Genomic DNA, 18,790 nt, shown 5'->3' with positions numbered 1-18,790 from the left:
CAATTTGACATGTTTTGTAGAAAAACTTTTGAGATTATACTAACTTGTCATTTGAACATATGAATCGACGATAAGAATATGACCGAACCTCCAAATATTGTAATATAGTAATTTAGTAATAGCGGTTACCATAATAAACCAAAAAGAGAGAAAATCATTATTTTCTCCCTCAATTTGCAGCTATATTTTTTAAATAACTAATCCGCCATCCACACTTAAGATGGTTCCGTTAATATAATTCGCCTTATCCGAAGCTAAAAATACATACGCTGCGGCAATATCTTCTGGTTTGCCAAGCTTCCTAAGCGGAGTCTTTTCCTTCATAAATTGAAGTACCTTATCTGGCACCGCTGCAGTCATACCTGTTTCAATGAAACCTGGAGCTACTGCATTGACTCGGATCCCCTTAGGGCCAAATTCTTTCGCCCAGCTTTTCGTCAGTCCGATGACTCCCGCCTTTGTCGCAGCATAATTCGTTTGACCAATATTCCCATATAAACCAACGACGGAAGATGCGTTAAGAATAACTCCCGACCCCTGTTTTAACATAGTAGGAGCTACAGCCTTCGTGCATTTAAAAACACCTGATAGATTGACAGAAATGACTCTTTCCCAATCCGATTCCTCCATCTTTGTTAAAAAACCATCAAGTGTAATTCCGGCATTGTTAATTAAGATATCGATTTGGCCATGCTTACCTATTGTGGATTGAACCATCTCTTCTATCTGGCTGGTGTCCGTTACATCGACTTGATAAAATTCTACTTTTTCATGATTCAATTCTTCTAATGCAGATTTACCAGCCGACTCATCATAATCACAGATGACGACACTTGCACCCTCTTGGAGGAATTGCTTAGCCGTTTCTTTTCCAATCCCCTGTGCACCACCTGTAATTAACACAACCCTCTTATTAAATTCCAAAATATATCACCTCGTTTTTTCTTTTCAGAATAGACCTCTGCACTTTCATCATCATCCCTAGGCAAATGAGAAAAGAATTCCAAAACAAAAAAGTGGCAATGATACTAGACTTTGGACAAAATTAAATCCATTTTTACCCATATTATGATGGATTATCGCTAATTATCACTCTTGTTAAATTACTTTACAATTCGCAAGAAAGTGAGAAATTTGTCAAAAAATGAAGAAATGTATTTTGATAATTTTTAATCTTTCTCCTTTTAAAATTTCGATGAAGTTAGTATGATGGATAGGTCAACAAAACAAATGCAGGAGGAAAAAAATGAGCACAGACTTTAATTTTTATGATATGTGGAAGGATCTTTATTCACACTCCAGTAAGTTTTTCGATGAGAAAGTAAGCAATGATTTCCCTTCTCAAGGCATGGGACAGGTATTGGAGATGAATCTTCAATTAAAAAAAATGATTGATGAATCAACGTTAAAATATTTAGAATTTATGAATGTACCATCTCGAAATGACATTGCCAATCTTTCTTCTCTGATTGTTAATGTCGATGCAAAAGTAGATGATTTAGAAGAAAGATTGGAAGAGAATTTGGATAACCAAGACCAAGAGTCATTTAAGGTTGAATTGTCGAATTTAAAAAAGGATATGAAGAATTTAGATAATAAAATGAATCAAATCATTAATTTGTTAAAAACACCAGAAAAAGCGAAATAGAAACGCATTACATAATGCATGTAAAACCAAGTAATTTAGTAAACTATCTGGATTATTTTTACAACTACAATAGATGGGGTGGACAACAATGACAGAATTAAGAGATAAAGTAGCAATCGTAACAGGCGGCAGCAGAGGAATCGGTGCATCAATTGCATTGGAACTGGCTAAAAACGGCGCGAAAGTTGTTATTAACTATAATATTCGTAAAGAACTAGCAGATAAAGTAGTCGCAGAAATAAATGAATTTGGCGGAGAAGCATACGCAGTTCAAGCAGATGTTTCAGAAAGTAATGAAGCAGCATACCTTGTACAAGAAACAATCAACCATTATGGCAAATTAGATATCCTGATTAATAATGCAGGAATTACAAGAGACAGCACGTTCAAAAAATTGAAAGAAGAAGATTGGAAAAAAGTAATTGATGTTAATTTAAACAGTGTTTTCAACAATACATCTGCAGCATTACCTTATCTTCTTGAATCAGATGCAGGCCGCATCATCAACATTTCTTCTATTATTGGGCAAGCAGGCGGGTTTGGCCAAACAAACTATGCTGCAGCAAAAGCAGGACTAATTGGATACACTAAATCTCTCGCTCTTGAACTTGCTAGAAGTAAAGTAACAGTTAATGCGATTTGCCCAGGATTTATTGGAACCGAGATGGTCCAAGCCATTCCTGAAAAAGTTCTTGCAGGAATCGTTGAAAAAGTACCACAAAAACGCCTAGGCAAACCAGAAGAAATCGCTCGTGGTGTTGTTTTCTTATGTAAAGATGGTGACTATATTACTGGTCAACAATTAAATATCAACGGTGGACTTTACATGTAAGTGTCATGAATGTACAAACTTCTTTATATATTAAAAGAGTAAATAAATCATGTAAGGAGTGAATAGTCATTAACGTTCTTATGAAAGAATGGAACGAGGTGCTTGAATTGGCACCTCAAAAATATCAAGAGATGTATCAACGTGTAACAAGGGCATCTCAAGTGTTAACGACCGATCCCGAACCGGAAGTAGCACCTACACCGAAGGAATTAGTTTGGACTAGAAATAAAGCGAAGCTCTATCGGTATATATCCGATCACCCAAAAAAACATAAAACTCCACTTCTTTTAGTTTATGCTCTAATTAATAAACCCTATATATTGGATCTAACCAAGGGTGGAAGCTTAATAGAATTTTTGGTTGAACGTGGGTTTGATGTTTACCTTCTTGACTGGGGTACACCAGGTTACGAAGATAGACATATGAAACTGGATGATTATATTATGGACTATATACCACGTGCCGTTCGTAAAGTAATGAGAAGGTCTAATGTTGAGGAAGTATCGATCCTTGGCTATTGCATGGGTGGAACGATCACGTCTGCATTTGCGGCATTACACCCTGAATTGCCAATCCGTAACCTCATCTTTATGACTAGTCCTTTTGATTTTGAAAATAGCGGCGCATATGGTGCGATGCTAGATGAGCGATACTTCAATATTGATAAAGTGGTAGAAACCCTTGGTGTAATTCCACCAGAAATGATTGACTTTGGAAACAAAATGATCAATCCAATGGGAACCAACTTTGGACCATTTATTAGTCTTGTTGAGCGTGCTGACAATGAAAATTTCATAAAGAGCTTTAAACTACTGCGAAAATGGTTAAACGACGGAATTTTATTCCCTGGTGAAGCCTACCGTCAGTGGATTAGAGACTTTTATCAAAAAAACAAACTAATAAAAGGTGAAATGGTTATTCGTGGTCAAAAGGTCAAACTGGAAAATATCAAGGCAAATGTGCTCAACTTAGCTGGGGTAAACGACCTCATTGCCCCACCTCATCAAGTTGAAGCATTGATGAACGCGATTTCCAGTGAAGATAAACAATTTAAAGTTTTACCAGTTGGGCATACCTCCATTACTTTTGGAAGTCAAGCAACAAAAATAACTTATCCAACCATTGGCGACTGGTTAGAAGAACGATCCAACTAATCATAGAGAAAGTCTAATCAATGAGGAATTTCTTTAACATTAGAAGAGTGTCCCGAAACACGTGGGGCACTCATTTTTTATTATATCTAGTAGCAAACACTTCTGCGAGGAAAATAAGTTATTAGTAGTGGTAAAATTAATTATATGCAATTTTCAGAGAATTGACAAGAGATAAATAAATAAAATATTCTATTAATTCAGCAAATACTTTTATATGGCTTAATAGAGTTTTTTTCCTTCCTATTAAAATATTGCCGGGATTTAAACTAAAGAATAAATCAATTAAAACTGGAAGATCCCTCCTAGTTTATCATTCATGTAAAAATAGGAAAATTGTTTTCTACTCAAAAAAAGGAATGGTTGAACTTATCTATTTTAGACTTGATTCTTATAGGTCCTTCTCAGCGGAGAAATTGAACTTGGGGACCATGTTATGGGAGTAGCAAAGCAATTCGAAATCGCTCTGTTTCGGTCGTTCTCCCCTTCCCTACCCGTGGTTCGAATCTGAGAAAAATAGCCCAGGTTTTCAAAAGCTGTTGCACTGTAGGCGATGGATGATTAATTGGGCGACCATACCGGAAAATAGGTTTTTCGCAAGCGGTCCTCCCCTCACTTCATTTACTCTTTCCGTTGAAAGTTCTAGGGTGTAGATAATCGAAATGCTTGCTCCGGAAGAAGTATCCAATACCTATGTGCCATTAGGGGAAAGACGTATATCATTAAATCGACCTCCGCTGTTTTGAGTGATTTGCCGCTTTCTGGTTCCACTAGTTCCTGATTAACTGATTTTCCCCACTAAACGGGCATCATTCAATTTTCTCGCTGTACAGACAAATAAAAAAACGCCACAGTATCCAGTACTGTGGCAGAATAACCATTAACAACAATAATCATACGGATGCAGTGGAGGATTCGCAGGAATTGACCACTTTGGCTGCAAGGATGGATCCTTCCAATGCCAGGCCCCTAATGCTGCTGCACAGGCATCAATTAAATGACTTTCCTCATCAATAAAAACAGGAAGCTTAGTTAACTTTTGCTCACCAAGCCAGTTCCGAATCCAACTTCTCGCTGATAGACTTTGTTTGTAACTCAAAACATACTCCAATTCTTCTTGAGAGAGTCTTGAGCCAATCACTGCACCTGGATGCACTTCCACGATTGAAATCGGATAACTAGAAGATAGATACCCTATTTCTCTACTAAGCTTTATTCCTCGTAGTGTAAGATAAACCATTCGATTTAAAGTTGGCGGCATAATTGATCCAGGCTTCATCCCAATAGAAACAATAAACTGACGCAGCAGTTTATCACCTAGTCTATCTCCTCCGCCGTCCTGATAAGATAAAGGGGCATCTATTCCGATAACGACTTCATCTAAGTGACTTTGTGCCTCTATTTCTTTTAAAATGTCCAGATCCCCAATATTGCTTATTAACTTAATAAAATTTAATTGATCATTTTGTAATTCAAATACCGTCAAAACAGTATCTTTATGATTACTTGGACCGGACAAATCAATCCCTATTACTCTCATCAGCAATCTTCTCTTTCTTTTGGTTTTACTAGAGTTAATACATCAAAATTAATCATCTCCAAACCCAGAAAATCCGATCGATGCAGAGGCAAGAGCTTGGTCCCATTCTTGTTTTTGTTGTTTTTGCTGCAGTGATTTTAAGTCCGCACAAAGTCTCTTCACATCAACCTGCTGTTCGTAATGCCATTCAAGGGCAATCGATGTATACAATTCATTGAGCTGTGCATAAGAGAAATCCTTTGTTGAATCAACTACTTGCTGAATCTCTTCCTCTGAAAGAATTCGAGCAATATTCTTGTTTAATAGATACTGATAGCGAAGCTCTTTTGTTGGTACATGGATCTCATATGCCCGGTCAAACCGGCCAGAGCGGTTCATAAGGGCAGGATCTATTTTTTCCGGATAATTCGTTGTCCCGATGATGAAGATTCCTTCCTTCGAGGTAGCACCGTCTAATATGTTCAGGAAGACGGACCGGACACTTGCTGGCATGGAATCAATATCTTCAATGACTAACACTAATGGTGTCAATTTTAATACAGACGTAAAGACCTCTTTAATCGTATAGCTTGATGTAAATTCAGTGATCTGCCAATACGCTACCGGAGCATTAATGCTGCTGGCGATAGATTTCACAAGAGTGGTCTTTCCATTCCCAGGTTTTCCGTAGAGAAGAATCCCGCGTTTGTAGGGAATATCATATGTTTTGAAAAACTGACCGCTCTCCGAAAAAAATTCGTCAATCGATCGATAAATTTCTCTCTTTAAGGAATCCTCTAAAAATACATCTTCTCTTCTTACCAAAGTAGTAATACTATCAATCTCTGTTTCTACCCCATCTTCTGTATCCGTAAAAACAGTCACATAGTTTTTAATATAATCTCTTTTTCTTTTAAGAACATATTTCAAAAAGGTAACTAAGCAAGCATCATTTTTGGCAAAAATGAAATCCCGGGTCATTTCTCCGTCACTTTGAAAAATGACCAATCTGGCCAGCGCAACCTGATAATTCGGATAGTAAAAAAGACCGTTGGTGATCCGTGGTTTTACAATGAGCTCCATCGCTTTATCGGTATGGTTAGATGAGATCGTTTTGGTCTCGCCTTCTTTATAAACATGACAAATTAATTGTACTTCGGGAGATTCCTCCTTTAAGTCTTCCTCAAGGATATCCCAAATCTCATTTGAGGTATCTTCATCCGAGTACATATGAAAATCGATTCCCACTTCGTCTATTAGTTTCTCCTGAAGTGTAGAAACAATTTTTGCATAGTCATAATAATACGGCAATGCCTTACGATCGATTTTATTAGTGTCAAACAGAACATTAGTTTTCATCTAGTTCTCCTTAGCATTAGTAATTTCCATTTGTATATTATGATAGCATTTTTATCACTATTAGGTTAACCTAGTTTGCTTTATAAGACTATATACAACTTTTTTCCTGTATAACTATTATCTACGTACCATTTCCCCCCTTTTAATAAAACCATCTTCCTAATCTAAATTTGTTACAGCACATACTTTTAGAATAGGAAACAATAAGGATTGATTTTCCTTATGCCGAAGCCACAGGTGTTCTCGACTGTAAGAGTAATGACCTAACTGGAAAATAGCACATATGCATCCTTAAATTTGTATATAATGCAATAAGTCATTTTTTGGAAAAGCAAGGGAGGATGCCACATTACATGAATTCTCAACTAACTGATCATCAAATGCTCAAAATTATTAGGGATGGTCTAAAAACATCACAAGTTCCTAGACATATTCTTATAATCGGTGCAGGCATGGCTGGACTCGTCGCTGCCTCTTTATTAAAGGAAGCGGGACATAAAGTCACAATTCTGGAAGCCAATGATCGAGTTGGAGGACGTGTTTACACCATAAGGGCCCCCTTTAGCAATAACTTATATTTCAATGTCGGACCCATGCGAATTCCCGAAAAACATCATTTAACCTTGGAATATATTAATAAATTCAAATTGCCTACAAATCTATTTATTAACCGGACTCCTAATGACCACATATACGCAAATGGCATCAACACACGTCTGAATGTATATGAAAAAAATCCAAGCATTATAAAATTCCCAGTTACTCCAAATGAAAGCGGGAAATCGTCGGAAGAACTTTTGTTTTCAGTCATTCAACCAATTATCAATTTTATTAACAAAGATCCTAAAAAGAATTGGCCTCTAATAGAAAAACAATATAGAAATCTAGCCTTTGGTTCTTACTTAAACTATTATTTTTCAATCGGTGCCATTGATATGATAGGTGTACTTATTGATTTGGAAGCATATATGGGGATGACCTTTGTTGAAGTCATACGAGAACTGATCATCTTAACAGAAACAAAGAAATTTTATGAAATAACGGGTGGCATGGACCGATTGCCAAAAGCATTCCTGCCGCAATTGAACGAGGATATTCAGTTCAACCAAAGGTTGATGAAAATATCTCAATCTCAAAACAGTGTAACGATTCATTGTAAAAACCAAAAAACCGACGAGAGTTTCAGTATAACCGGTGATCTTGCGATTGTAACGATACCTTTTTCAACCTTACGATTTGTGAAAGTCGAACCATATGAGGCTTTTTCCTATTATAAAAGGATAGCGATTCGCGAACTCAATTATATGGCCTCTTCAAAGATCGCGATCGAGTTTAAAAGTAGGTTTTGGGAAAAAGTAGGTCAATTGGGTGGTAAATCAATAACGGATTTGCCGATTCGATTTTCATATTACCCAAGTTATGGTATTGGCACAACCGGACCTGCGGTAGTTATCGCGAGCTATACATGGGCAGATGAGGCTTTAACATTGGAAAGCTTATCTGAACGAGAGCTGATCCAATATGCTCTACTGAACTTGGCAGAAATTTTTGGGTATCAGGTTTATTCAGAATTCGTTACAGGGGCTTCTTTTAGTTGGAGTAAGAATCCATATTCTTGCGGAGCATTTACTGCTTTTGAACCTGGACAGGACTCGGAGCTATATCCTTATATTTCTATACCTGAAGGAAGAGTGCACTTTGCTGGGGAACATACTTCACTTACCCACGGTTGGATACAAGGTGCAATTGAATCAGGAATACGAGTCGCAAACGATGTAAATGACTTACCAAAATAATCTTAGTAAAAAAAGGCTGCTAGACAGCCTCTCACTTTTGAAAAAATAGATGAACAATCTAGGCTTTATAAGATTGACTCACTTCAACTTTTATTTTTTGTTTTTTTATCACTATTACAAACAGACTTGCTAATAAACAAAACATTCCTGCAAGTACAAATGCCGATGTATATGAGGTGAAGATTTTATATATTATCCCGGCCCCACCTGCGGCAACAGCTGAACCTAATTGGTGGGCTGCAAAGATCCAGCCATATACCACTACACTTTTTTCAATTCCAAAGATTTGCCTTGAAATGTTAATAGTTGGCGGTACAGTCGCAATCCAATCTAGTCCATAAAACACAGAAAAAATAATAAGTAGAGTAATAGAACCTTCATTTAGTGCAAAAGGAAGAAATACAAGTGAAGCCCCTCTTAGACTATAATACCAAAACAGCAACCAACGGTTATCGAAACGGTCTGATAACCAGCCAGAAAGAGTGGTTCCAATTAAATCGAAAATCCCCATAAATGAAAGCATAGAGGCCGCTGTAACAGCAGTAAATCCAAACCCTATACAATAAGAGATGAAATGGGTACCGATTAATCCACTAGTCGAAAGTCCGCATATAAAAAAGCTGCCTGATAATAACCAAAATTCCTTCACTTTTACCGCTTCAAATAAAGTGCGAAAGGCTATTATTATGGGGTTATTCTTTTGGACTACTTGCTTCACAGGTGATTCTTCTTCAAGTCCATATGGAAGGAGTCCTACTTCTTTTGGTGAATTTTTCATAAATAATAGGATGATTAACAACATAATAAAGCTAAGGATAAGAATAAAACCAATCGCCCATTTCCACGAATACGATTCTATAATAATAGCTAATAACGGAAGTAGGATTAATTGTCCAGTCGCTGTACTTGCGGTCAAAATACCAACTGCAAGTCCTCTTCTTTTTTCAAACCAATGATTCGCAACATATGGGCTTAATATCGTTAAGAATAACCCAGATCCTAAGCCGATAATCAATCCCCAAATTAAAAGTAATTGCCATGGTTTCACCATAAAAAGGGTGAGCAAAACACCGACCATTAGCGTTGTCATAGCCAAAATCATCATTTTCTTTAATCCAATTTCCTCCAGCAGCGCAGCCATAAAAGGACCAGAAATCCCGTATAATAGAAGGTTAATCGCAAAGGCAATGGAGATTAATGAACGATCCCATCCGAACGCATTTTCAAATGGGACAATTAACACTCCTGATGAGGAGCGAACAATTCCTGCTACAATAATAGAAAAAAATGTTATCAATAAAATAAACCAACTATAATGAATACGTCTCAATTCCTTACCCTCCAGTTGTTGTGAATATTCAGAATAAATTAATAGATCCCACTTGTCAACACTGGAATGATGTGTAGAAAAGCGGCATAAAATACCGCTTTTAATTGATCCATTTTCCTTCATTCATTTCGTTATATTTCAATTTTTTCATTGTCAATATCCGATATGTAAATCAGCGATCGAATAGAGTGCTGCTTTTCCTGCCATCTTCACTCGTGTACCTTCATGTTTACAATATAGCGTACCGCCTCTACTGGATAACTGCTTTGCGACCATCTCTCGTTTTTCTAATCTTTCGGACCAGAATGGAATCAAGCTGCAGTGCAAAGAACCAGTAACGGGATCCTCGTTGATTTTTAACTTTGGAAAAAATCCTCTAGAAACAAAATCATATTCGCTTCCTTTTGCGGTAATACAGACGCCAAGACCTTCTGGTAATTTTTCTAATTTTGAAAAGTCAGGATTGGCATTTTTCACAGCTTCTTCTGATTCTAATACAAATACTAAGTCTCTATTTAAATAGGTTTCTACGGGCCTAACTCCCAAAGCATCGATCATCTGTTCCGTGATAGGCAATTCTTCTGATGGAACAGCTGGGAAATCCATTTCATACAATTCCCCTAATTTGTTTACTGTCAGCACTCCACTCATCGTTTCAAATTGCAAGGTATCCACTTGCATTTCTATATAGTTCATAATGACGTATGCAGTAGCTAACGTTGCGTGACCGCATAGGTTGATCTCCCCACCGGGAGTAAACCAACGAAGCTGATACATTTTCTCTTCCTTTACCGCAAATGCCGTTTCCGATAGATTATTTTCAATCGCTATTTTCTGCATGATCTCCTCCGGAATCCAATTCTTCATAATACATACTCCCGCTGGATTTCCTTCAAAAACTTTTTCTGCAAAGGCATCGATAACAAAATATTTCATTGATAATTCCCTCCTAGTGTTATAATGTAAATTAATTATTTATGGGTATTTTATATTGAACACTATATAACACTCAATACAGATGTATAACACTAAGGGGATATTCATGATGCAAATCGAAATTCAACGAAATGCTGATGTTTCACTATCAAAGCAAATATATCAATCGATTGTGGATCGCATCCGTTCAGGACTATTGCAAGAAGGGTTACAATTACCTTCTGTGCGCATCTTATCGAAACAACTTGGAGTTAGTTTGGTTACAGCAGTGAAGGCCTACCAGCAATTGGAGCAAGATGGGTTTATCACATCTGTCCAAGGAAAAGGAACGTTTGTAAAAGTGAAAAGAATAGCGGTAGAGGAAAGAAAAGAAGAGATTTTTTCGTTTGATTGGCAGCTATCTGTTCAAGATTATTTACCTAGATCACAATTTGGCCGATTTCATCTTGTCCCTGAAAAGATTAACCTTTCCTCTTCTATGGTTGATCCCGGACTTCTCCCTAATCGATATTTAGAACGTGAAATTCACCAAATGCTTTCGGAAAACCCCAGAATTTTGTCTCAATACGGAGAGATTCAAGGAGACACACATCTTAGAAAGGAAATGGCTGAGTATTTGAAAAGTTCAGGAGTTCCTTCTACACCTGAGAACATTTTAGTTACAAGTGGTTCACAACAAGGGATTGATCTTGTTGCCCGTACATTTGTGGGGCCGGGAGATGTAGTAGTAATGGAAGCTCCTACCTATCCAGGAGCGATTGATGTTTTTCGAGGGAGAGGAGCTACGATACTCACTGTACCTGTTGATAAGGACGGAATGCGCGTAGATATCCTCCAAAATTTATGTGACAAACATAAACCGAAAATTATTTATACGATTCCTACTTTTCATAACCCAACTGGTGCCGTTATGACTTCTAAACGCCGCAGACAAATTCTTGATATAGCACAAAGTATCCAGAGCCTTATTATTGAGGACGACCCATGTAATGAGATTTACTTTGGTAAAAAGCCGCCGGCTCCTATTAAAAGTATAGATCATAATGGTCATGTGATTTACTTGAGAGGCTTAAGCAAAACACATGCGCCGGGTTGTAGAATTGGAATATTATCTGCTTCTGGCTCCGTATTCAATCGTTTATTGGCCGCCAAGGCAAATACTGACCTGGGAAGTCCTTTACTTACCCAAAAATCCATTTTACCGTTTATCAACTCTAAAAGAATGATGGATCACAATAAAAAATTGAGAACAGCTTTAAGGATTCGACGTGATTTGGTTCTTGAATTACTTTCACAACATATGCCTGATGGCGTATCATGGGTAATTCCAGAGGGGGGATTAAATCTATGGATCAGTTTACCTTCTTGGTTAGATAGTAATCATGTTCTAATAGAAGCAAAAAAACAGCAACTAACCTTCTTGCCCGGATCAGCGTGTTATCCGGTTGAGCAAGAAAATCATCACCTACGAGTGAGTTACTCTTATATGAACGAGCAATTATTACAACAAGGGGTTACAACATTATGTAATATTCTTCATTCCCAAATTAGATCAAAAACAGTCCATGACTGCTCACCATATTTTTGATACAAATCAGGTGTAAAAGGCTTTGGAAGTAAATAATTTAAGGACAGCCTGCTTACACTTCAATCCTGAAGTAAAATCGGGCTGTCCTTAAATTTCTTTTTTCAACTGGGCCTTTTGTTTTTTATAAAACTCTGTTAAACTTGCCTGTTGATTTCCGCTCCAGGCGCGTGCGGTTCGCGGGTACTAACCGCCTGCCTCCTCGTCGCTGCGCTCCTGCGGGTCTCCCCTGCCCCGTCCTCCCGCAGGAGTCTTCGGCGCCTGGAACGAAGGTCAACAGGGTGCCAATATCAACAAAAAGCTTTAACATAGTCTTTTATAAAAGAAGGTTGAATTACTTTTTACTTCTTAGAATTTCATTTACTGTCGTTTTCATGGAATAAATCACGGTTTTTTTGTACCGAACTGCTATAAGTAGCACTCTTATCTGTTCGGATCGGGAGAGATGTTTAAAACGGGGTTCTTGTTTCAAAAAGGAGCGTACGATTGACCAGCTAGTCGGCATTAACGGAAAGTCATCTAGGGGTTGTTTGTTTCGGAAACGCTGAAGCCATGATATCATTCCGTTTGAACTTCTACTTTTATCGACTATACATGGCGCATAAATATTTTTAGTGTGTTTTTTAAGGGATTCAAATCGATCTTGCCCGCTAACAATGATGTAATTGTCATCCTTCCGATTTTTTTTGACAACCAAAACAAACATGCAGTCCCACATTAATCTCTGCAGTTTTTTGATGTGCTCTGTAATTTTCACCGATAAATCAGGTTTGATTTTGTTCAGTGGTATATACTGTATTGTGAATTTCATTCTCAGCCCCTCCTGTTTTTCATTTACCTCTCCTCAAATGCTTAGGTTTACTTACAGCAGGTGCGTCAAACTGATGAATGGAAATTACCATTAGACTTTTCTAGGGTTAGTGTTAATTATCGTTATGAAAAACACATGATTAAACTGAAATCCCTATAGTTCATATGTATGAAATGGGCGCATGTCACATACGAAGTAAGCAAAAAACATTTAACAATTTGTTTTACCTACCTTTATATGTCTTATTCAAGTTTCCAGATAAATTACCCACAATAAGAAAAAGCCTCCTAGAATGGAAGCATGAAATACTTGGAGAGGTTGGCAGACTGAAATAGAAAGACCAACATTTATGTGTAGTCAACCTATCCTGGTCGGCACCAGATTGCTCAGTAAAATTGCTTCTTCCCCTAGCTGAAAGACCTGCTCCACTCATCTTTAGATCGTACTCAGTTTATCGAATAACCATACAAGATGATTGTATTTACCACAGGATTGTATGTGATCTCTCTCGATCAGGATACGTTCCATTGCAATCGAGTCGTCGCCGAACCCGGTATTTTGAACTAGGTTAACAGGGGGACGGTTTTCAGCAATATTTATACGAATTTGATGAAGTAATGTTATGATTGCTTTGTTAAATTCATGAAACTCATCGGGAAAGCTTGCAGTAAGGGATTGATGTTCTAATATAATCTTTTCCATGAGTCCATAATCCGTCGGATGAATAGAGTGCAGGGCTCTAATGGATACATCAAGAACCGGGTGCTTTAGTTGAAACAACAGACGATTTAAGTTCATATCTTCCTCCTTCGTTTTCGAAGGCGGATGTTCTTGATGAAACGTTTCTAAATCATCTTCGATAATAAAATTAGCATTGGCCTTATATAATCTATAAGCAAGCTCAGCATCCTCGGGTCCCCATCCTTTGAAATTCTCTTCATAGCCGCCGACTTGCTCCATAAAACTTCTTTTAATAGAAAGAAAACCTAAGCAAGCCATCCAACGCAATGGGCTGCTATAAAAATGTTCCCTAAGGTATTTTAATAAATGATGAGCATAACTTCTGTATTTTACCATCGAGTATAAATTTTTTATATCGTCAATATCCTCTCTATTAACCACTTGTTGGGGCTCTTGTAAATGCCTAATATGAGTCGTTAAGCTACTAAGTGTCTGTTCTTGCGATACCACCTCTTTAAGGCGTTGGTTGAAGAGAGAATTTTTTTCGCTCCACTTATAAATCGCGTTGATTTGATTATTAGTAAAATCCGGGGATAAAAAAGTATAAATGCGCCCCCGCTTGCTTCCTGCAATAACAACGGATTTCTCGTGAGTTAGATGATGCTGGCGGTTAAGGGTAACATAGTTAGGGGAAACGATGGTTTCTGCATCCAAAATGATAATAATCTCTCCCCTCGCATGCCTAAGTCCAATATTTCTTGAAGCAGCAACACCAACATTGGTGCTATTGCGAATATATTGAAAATGGTAGGGAGGGCAATATTCCTTAATTTTTGGGGTCTGGTCGGTAGAGGCGTCATCAATCAATATCACTTCCATTTTGGATAAATCAAAGCACTGTTTCTCCAATGCATAAAGGCTAAGCAGATTAAGGGGATAGCGGTTATATGAAGGCATGATGATTGTGACTTCAATTTCCATGTGTTTACTCATTCCTCCTTGAGAGCCTATAGCTCGAACAATTATAAAGTTCGGCTTAATTTGTTTTATTTAAAACTAGTATTTAACGAAAAGATATACCGACAATAATTAAAAGGATGAAAAGCACCACGAATAAAGCAAAAAATTAACGCCATAACCATCTGACATAATAGATCACCACCTTAATTATTTGATAGAACATCGTATGTCAGAACATTAAAAATCGAATTGGACAAGGACAAAAATTTACATATATTTACATAATCTTAATATTTAAAAATGCTATTAGCTTGCTCCACATTTCAAAGATATTTTGCTTATTCAAGTAACCTGCCACCTTCGAATAAGAAAAAGGATCGCCGCAGCAACCCTTTTTGAATTCAAGCACCCATTAGCCTAATAGGAAATTTCTTTAATCAGTTCTGAAAGTCTTATTAGCCCCTTATTTAATTCGTGAAGTGATGCATAGGCATAGGACAAACGAAGATGAAAGTGATTATTACTGTCGTAAATATTTCCTGGGTTTAGTAAAATCCCCTCGTTTAGTGCTTTTTCAAATAATTTTCTAATTGAAATTTGTTTTTTGATTTGCAGCCAAATATAAAAACCACCCTGTGGGATATTCCATGTGGCTAATTGCTTAAAATGTGTATTTAGTATTTCAAGGGTGAAATCTCTACGGAATTTTAGTTTTGTCCTTATCTTCTTTATATGTTCATCATATAAACCACTTGATAGCCACTCTGCGACGATGAATTGAGATAAAGAACTTGAGCCATAATCAGTTTGCATTTTTATATCGGCTAACCGATCTATCACTGGTTCGGGTCCAACGATCCAACCAATTCGTAAGCCAGGACTCAGAGTTTTAGACATACTCCCTATGTATAAGATAAGTCCTTGACCATCAATTGATTTTAATGGATTCGGTGGCGGGTTCTCAAACCATAAATCTCCGTATACATCATCCTCAATAATTGGCAGCTTTTCATTCTTACAAATATCCAACAATTCCTTTCTTCTATTAGCTGACATTAAAATACCCGTGGGATTATGGAAAGTTGGGATGGTGTAAAGTAATGCACCATTATGCTGCTTTTTTAACCTCTTAATCGACTCGGGTCTAATCCCTTCATCATCCATGGGAATTCCAAGTAAGTTCATTCCTGCTGATTGAAATACATGCACTGAATTTAGATATGAAGGAGTTTCAAGAAAAATTGTTGAATCACGGTACAATAAACCTAATGAAATCAATTGCAATGCCTGTAGTCCTCCTGAAACAATCATTATCGATGTTGGAGAAACTTCTATTTTCTTCGTTTTTAAATAATTGCTTATCATTTCTCTTAAATAGAGACTTCCTTTTGGCTCCGAGTATCCTAACGAAATCGTATGGGGAGAATGCCTCTTGAACATTTGTTCCATTTCTTTGACAGGCAGCAACTCTGGTGAAAGTTCTCCCGTTCCAAGGCGTATTACTTTTGGATTAATTTCTGCTCTATTAATTTCTTGAATTGTTTTGTTATTGGGTTGGTAAGATCCCGACTTAACGTAGCTGTTCCAATCAGGTGGCGGGGGTGAAGCAAGTAAACTCCACGTATTATTGACCACAAATGTCCCTTTTCCAACTTTTGATTCGATTAACCCATCAGCTGATAACTCATCAAGTGCATAAACAATGGTACTCCGATTCACATTGAATTTCTTTGCTAAACCTCTTTGCGTAGGAATTTTAGTTCCAACCGTCCATTCACCGTTTATTATTTTTCTTTTCATAAACTCATAGATTTGTTGATGGAGTGGAATCAAGGAGGATTTGTTTAGGATCCAGTCTTTTTCTATCAAAAGGAACTCCCCTATCATTTTTATATTAATTATAAATGATTGGTTGGGTAATATTCCATCCAATTGGTTGGAGACGAGTGTAATCAAATCTAATACAATGCAGTTATTACATATCAGGGGGAGAAAAATGTTAGAAGCAATTTTACACGGCATGATCTTAGCATTAGGTTTAATCCTACCTTTAGGGGTACAAAATGTTTTTGTCTTTAATCAAGGTGCAAGTCAGCCCAAATTCGTGAGAGCACTGCCAGTCATTATTACCGCAGCTATTTGTGATACTTTGCTTATTTCAATAGCGGTCTTAGGAGTGTCAGTCGTTGTACTTGGTTCTTATTGGATAAAAATAGTTCTTTATATAATTGGTAGTTTATTTTTACTCTACATGGGTTTTGTTGTATGGAGGTCTAAGCCTCAAAATGTACAGGAAGTAGGATTAGCTTTTTCATACAAAAAACAAATATCTTTTGCTATGTCAGTGTCATTACTAAACCCACATGCCATTTTAGATACCGTTGGTGTAATCGGAACAAGTTCCTTAAAATACATAGGCTTTGAGAAAGTAGCATTTGCTGTGGCATGTATATTCGTTTCGTGGGTATGGTTTGCAGGATTGGGCATAACAGGAAGAATGCTCGGAAAAATAGACAAATCAGGTAATTACCTAGTGGTCCTAAATAAAATTTCTGCTATCGTCATGTGGGGTACAGCTGTTTATATTAGTTCTTCACTTTTATAAAATAATTTCTGGCCATTAGACAGCTCTCCAACAAGCGACCCCCTCCTTACAAGGACAAGTCCATGAAAATCTTCGTTTTTAATTTTTTTACTAATTCCAGTCTGAATATCTTTAACTAGAATATCTTTTAATTTGAGGGTCTTTAGAAAGATTTATCAGTTTAATGGATTAAATGGAGAAATTCGAAGGCAATTAGGAGGTTAATTATGAAGGCTATCGTTTCTAACAAATATGGTCCACCTGATGTGCTTGAATTAACAGAGGTGGAAAAGCCTATCCCAGAGGACAATCAAGTACTTGTGAAAATTCATGCAGCATCGGTGAATTATGGTAACATAGTCCTTTTGAAGGGTGAACCGTTCTTAGCACGGTTTGCTTTTGGTCTTCTGAAACCAAAATACCCTATACCTGGAGGCGACATAGCAGGTATGGTTGAAGCAGTTGGCAAAGATGTTACACAGTTTCAACCAGGCGATGAGGTATTCGGAGACCTATCTGGATGTGGTTGGGGTGGTTTTGCCGAATATGTTTCTGTTCCCGAAAATGTATTAGCCTTGAAACCAGCCAATCTTTCATTTGAGGAAGCTGCAGCTGTACCTATGGCGGGAGTCACTGCGTTACAGGGCCTCCGTGATAAAGGCAAGATCCAGTCGGGACAGAAGGTATTGATTAATGGTGCCTCTGGTGGTGTGGGAACTTTCGCCGTACAGATTGCCAAATCCTTCGGGGCTGAGGTAACTGGGGTGTGCAGTACGAGAAATTTAGATATTTTGCAATCGCTTGGAGCTGACCATGCCATTGATTATTCAAAGGAAGATTTTTCTCAAAAAATGCAGAGTTATGATCTTATTCTTGGGGTGAACGGACATAAACCACTTTCAGACTATAAGCGTACATTAAGTCCCAATGGAATTTTTGTTCACGTCGGGGGTTCCGGAGCACAAATGTTTCAAGCAATGGTCCTTGGGCCTTGGATTTCAATGACCGGAAGTAAGAAAATGGGTACTTTTTTACAAAGGTCAAACCAAAAAGATCTGATATATATTAAAGAACTGCTTGAAGCCGGTAAAGTAAAACCCGTTATTGATAAACGTTATAAGTTGAGTGAAGTGCCCGAAGCTTTCAGGTATTTTGAAGAAGGTCATGCTCAGGGAAAAGTTGTCATTACTATGTGAATCATCTTTAAAAGAATAATAAAGTAGTAGAAAGAAGTCAATTTGTTAGATAATTTAAGGCTTTGTGGTTCAGTTAGCAACCCGACTCGTATATACGTTCATTATGACCGCTTCAGTGATTTTATCAGCGCAGATGGGCTTTATGAACCCTTCTTATGGACCGTTTCAATGATTTTCAGCGCAGACGGGCTTTACGAACCCTTCTTATGGACCGTTTCAATGATTTTTCAGCGCAGATGGGCTTTATGAACCCTTCTTATGGACCGTTTCAATGATTTTCAGCGCAGACGGGCTTTATGAACCCTTCTTATGGACCGTTTCAATGATTTATTAGCGCAGACGGGCTTTATAAATACTTCTTATTACCCATCTCCTAAAATTATTAAACCAAGCGGGCTATAT

15 protein-coding genes and 1 pseudogene are annotated in these 18,790 nt (G+C 37.5%); 7 read left to right on the top strand and 9 right to left on the bottom strand.

The genetic code is table 11. The features are described 5' to 3' along the window. Positions 1-189: 189 nt before the first annotated feature. Entirely contained in the window at positions 190-924 is a 735-nt protein-coding gene (fabG, locus tag COE25_RS22765; RefSeq protein WP_098934239.1) for a 3-oxoacyl-ACP reductase FabG, read from the bottom strand. 322 nt (positions 925-1,246) lie between these two features. On the opposite strand from fabG, the gene COE25_RS22760 reads away from it, so the two are divergent. The 3 genes from COE25_RS22760 (at position 1,247) to phaC (ending at position 3,634) form a co-directional block, all read left to right on the top strand. Beyond that, positions 1,247-1,648, top strand: coding sequence for a polyhydroxyalkanoic acid synthase subunit PhaR (locus COE25_RS22760; RefSeq protein WP_098934238.1), 402 nt, complete (start codon positions 1,247-1,249; stop codon positions 1,646-1,648). Between the two features lie 88 nt (positions 1,649-1,736). After that, on the top strand, positions 1,737-2,480 hold the full coding sequence (locus COE25_RS22755) for a 3-oxoacyl-ACP reductase (protein WP_098934237.1): 744 nt from the start codon (positions 1,737-1,739) through the stop codon (positions 2,478-2,480). 80 nt (positions 2,481-2,560) lie between these two features. Then, a complete protein-coding gene (phaC, locus tag COE25_RS22750; protein ID WP_098934236.1) occupies positions 2,561-3,634 on the top strand; it encodes a class III poly(R)-hydroxyalkanoic acid synthase subunit PhaC in 1,074 nt (357 codons plus the stop codon). An 877-nt stretch (positions 3,635-4,511) separates the two neighbouring features. Here phaC and COE25_RS22745 read toward each other — a convergent pair. Both COE25_RS22745 and COE25_RS22740 read right to left on the bottom strand, forming a co-directional pair. After that, positions 4,512-5,171 (bottom strand): DUF429 domain-containing protein, encoded by a 660-nt coding sequence (locus tag COE25_RS22745; protein ID WP_098934235.1) that lies wholly within the window; start codon positions 5,169-5,171, stop codon positions 4,512-4,514. Between the two features lie 48 nt (positions 5,172-5,219). Continuing rightward, a complete protein-coding gene (locus COE25_RS22740) occupies positions 5,220-6,509 on the bottom strand; it encodes an AAA family ATPase (RefSeq protein WP_098934234.1) in 1,290 nt (429 codons plus the stop codon). A gap of 353 nt (positions 6,510-6,862) precedes the next feature. On the opposite strand from COE25_RS22740, the gene COE25_RS22735 reads away from it, so the two are divergent. Further along, positions 6,863-8,305, top strand: coding sequence for a flavin monoamine oxidase family protein (locus COE25_RS22735; protein WP_098934233.1), 1,443 nt, complete (start codon positions 6,863-6,865; stop codon positions 8,303-8,305). Positions 8,306-8,363: 58 nt separating this feature from the next. Here COE25_RS22735 and COE25_RS22730 read toward each other — a convergent pair whose 3' ends face one another. Together COE25_RS22730 and COE25_RS22725 are read right to left on the bottom strand one after the other, a co-directional pair. After that, a complete protein-coding gene (locus COE25_RS22730) occupies positions 8,364-9,635 on the bottom strand; it encodes an MFS transporter (RefSeq protein WP_098934232.1) in 1,272 nt (423 codons plus the stop codon). Positions 9,636-9,788: 153 nt separating this feature from the next. Further along, positions 9,789-10,571, bottom strand: a complete 783-nt coding sequence (locus COE25_RS22725; RefSeq protein WP_098934231.1) for a PhzF family phenazine biosynthesis protein — start codon at positions 10,569-10,571, stop codon at positions 9,789-9,791. A gap of 109 nt (positions 10,572-10,680) precedes the next feature. On the opposite strand from COE25_RS22725, the gene pdxR (COE25_RS22720) reads away from it, so the two are divergent. Next, complete coding sequence (gene pdxR / locus COE25_RS22720; RefSeq protein WP_098934230.1) at positions 10,681-12,159, top strand: MocR-like pyridoxine biosynthesis transcription factor PdxR; 1,479 nt, start codon at positions 10,681-10,683, stop codon at positions 12,157-12,159. A gap of 331 nt (positions 12,160-12,490) precedes the next feature. Here the strand turns inward: pdxR (COE25_RS22720) and COE25_RS22715 are convergent, their stop codons facing one another. The 4 genes and pseudogenes from COE25_RS22715 to pdxR (COE25_RS22700) all read right to left on the bottom strand — a co-directional run bounded on the left by COE25_RS22715 (position 12,491) and on the right by pdxR (COE25_RS22700) (position 16,477). Then, positions 12,491-12,967, bottom strand: coding sequence for a hypothetical protein (locus COE25_RS22715; protein ID WP_088087821.1), 477 nt, complete (start codon positions 12,965-12,967; stop codon positions 12,491-12,493). Between the two features lie 435 nt (positions 12,968-13,402). After that, entirely contained in the window at positions 13,403-14,629 is a 1,227-nt protein-coding gene (locus tag COE25_RS22710; protein ID WP_180247571.1) for a glycosyltransferase family 2 protein, read from the bottom strand. An 82-nt stretch (positions 14,630-14,711) separates the two neighbouring features. Continuing rightward, a pseudogene (locus COE25_RS32355) lies at positions 14,712-14,771 on the bottom strand (YjcZ family sporulation protein); the annotation flags it as partial. 254 nt (positions 14,772-15,025) lie between these two features. Beyond that, complete coding sequence (pdxR, locus tag COE25_RS22700) at positions 15,026-16,477, bottom strand: MocR-like pyridoxine biosynthesis transcription factor PdxR (protein WP_373605367.1); 1,452 nt, start codon at positions 16,475-16,477, stop codon at positions 15,026-15,028. Between the two features lie 127 nt (positions 16,478-16,604). Here pdxR (COE25_RS22700) and COE25_RS22695 point away from each other — a divergent pair, with 127 nt between their 5' ends. Both COE25_RS22695 and COE25_RS22690 read left to right on the top strand, forming a co-directional pair. Then, positions 16,605-17,213 carry a LysE/ArgO family amino acid transporter gene (locus COE25_RS22695; RefSeq protein WP_098934228.1) on the top strand — a complete coding sequence of 203 codons (609 nt, stop codon included), beginning with the start codon at positions 16,605-16,607 and terminating at the stop codon, positions 17,211-17,213. A 206-nt stretch (positions 17,214-17,419) separates the two neighbouring features. Next, positions 17,420-18,388 (top strand): NAD(P)-dependent alcohol dehydrogenase, encoded by a 969-nt coding sequence (locus tag COE25_RS22690; protein WP_088087825.1) that lies wholly within the window; start codon positions 17,420-17,422, stop codon positions 18,386-18,388. Positions 18,389-18,790 lie beyond the last annotated feature (402 nt).

The organism is Bacillus sp. AFS031507 (assembly GCF_002584635.1).
In the GTDB taxonomy this organism is placed as follows: Bacteria; Bacillota; Bacilli; order Bacillales; family Cytobacillaceae; genus Neobacillus.
The sequence above is the reverse complement of the archived record's forward strand: the minus strand, read 5'-3'. Positions and strand labels throughout refer to the sequence as shown.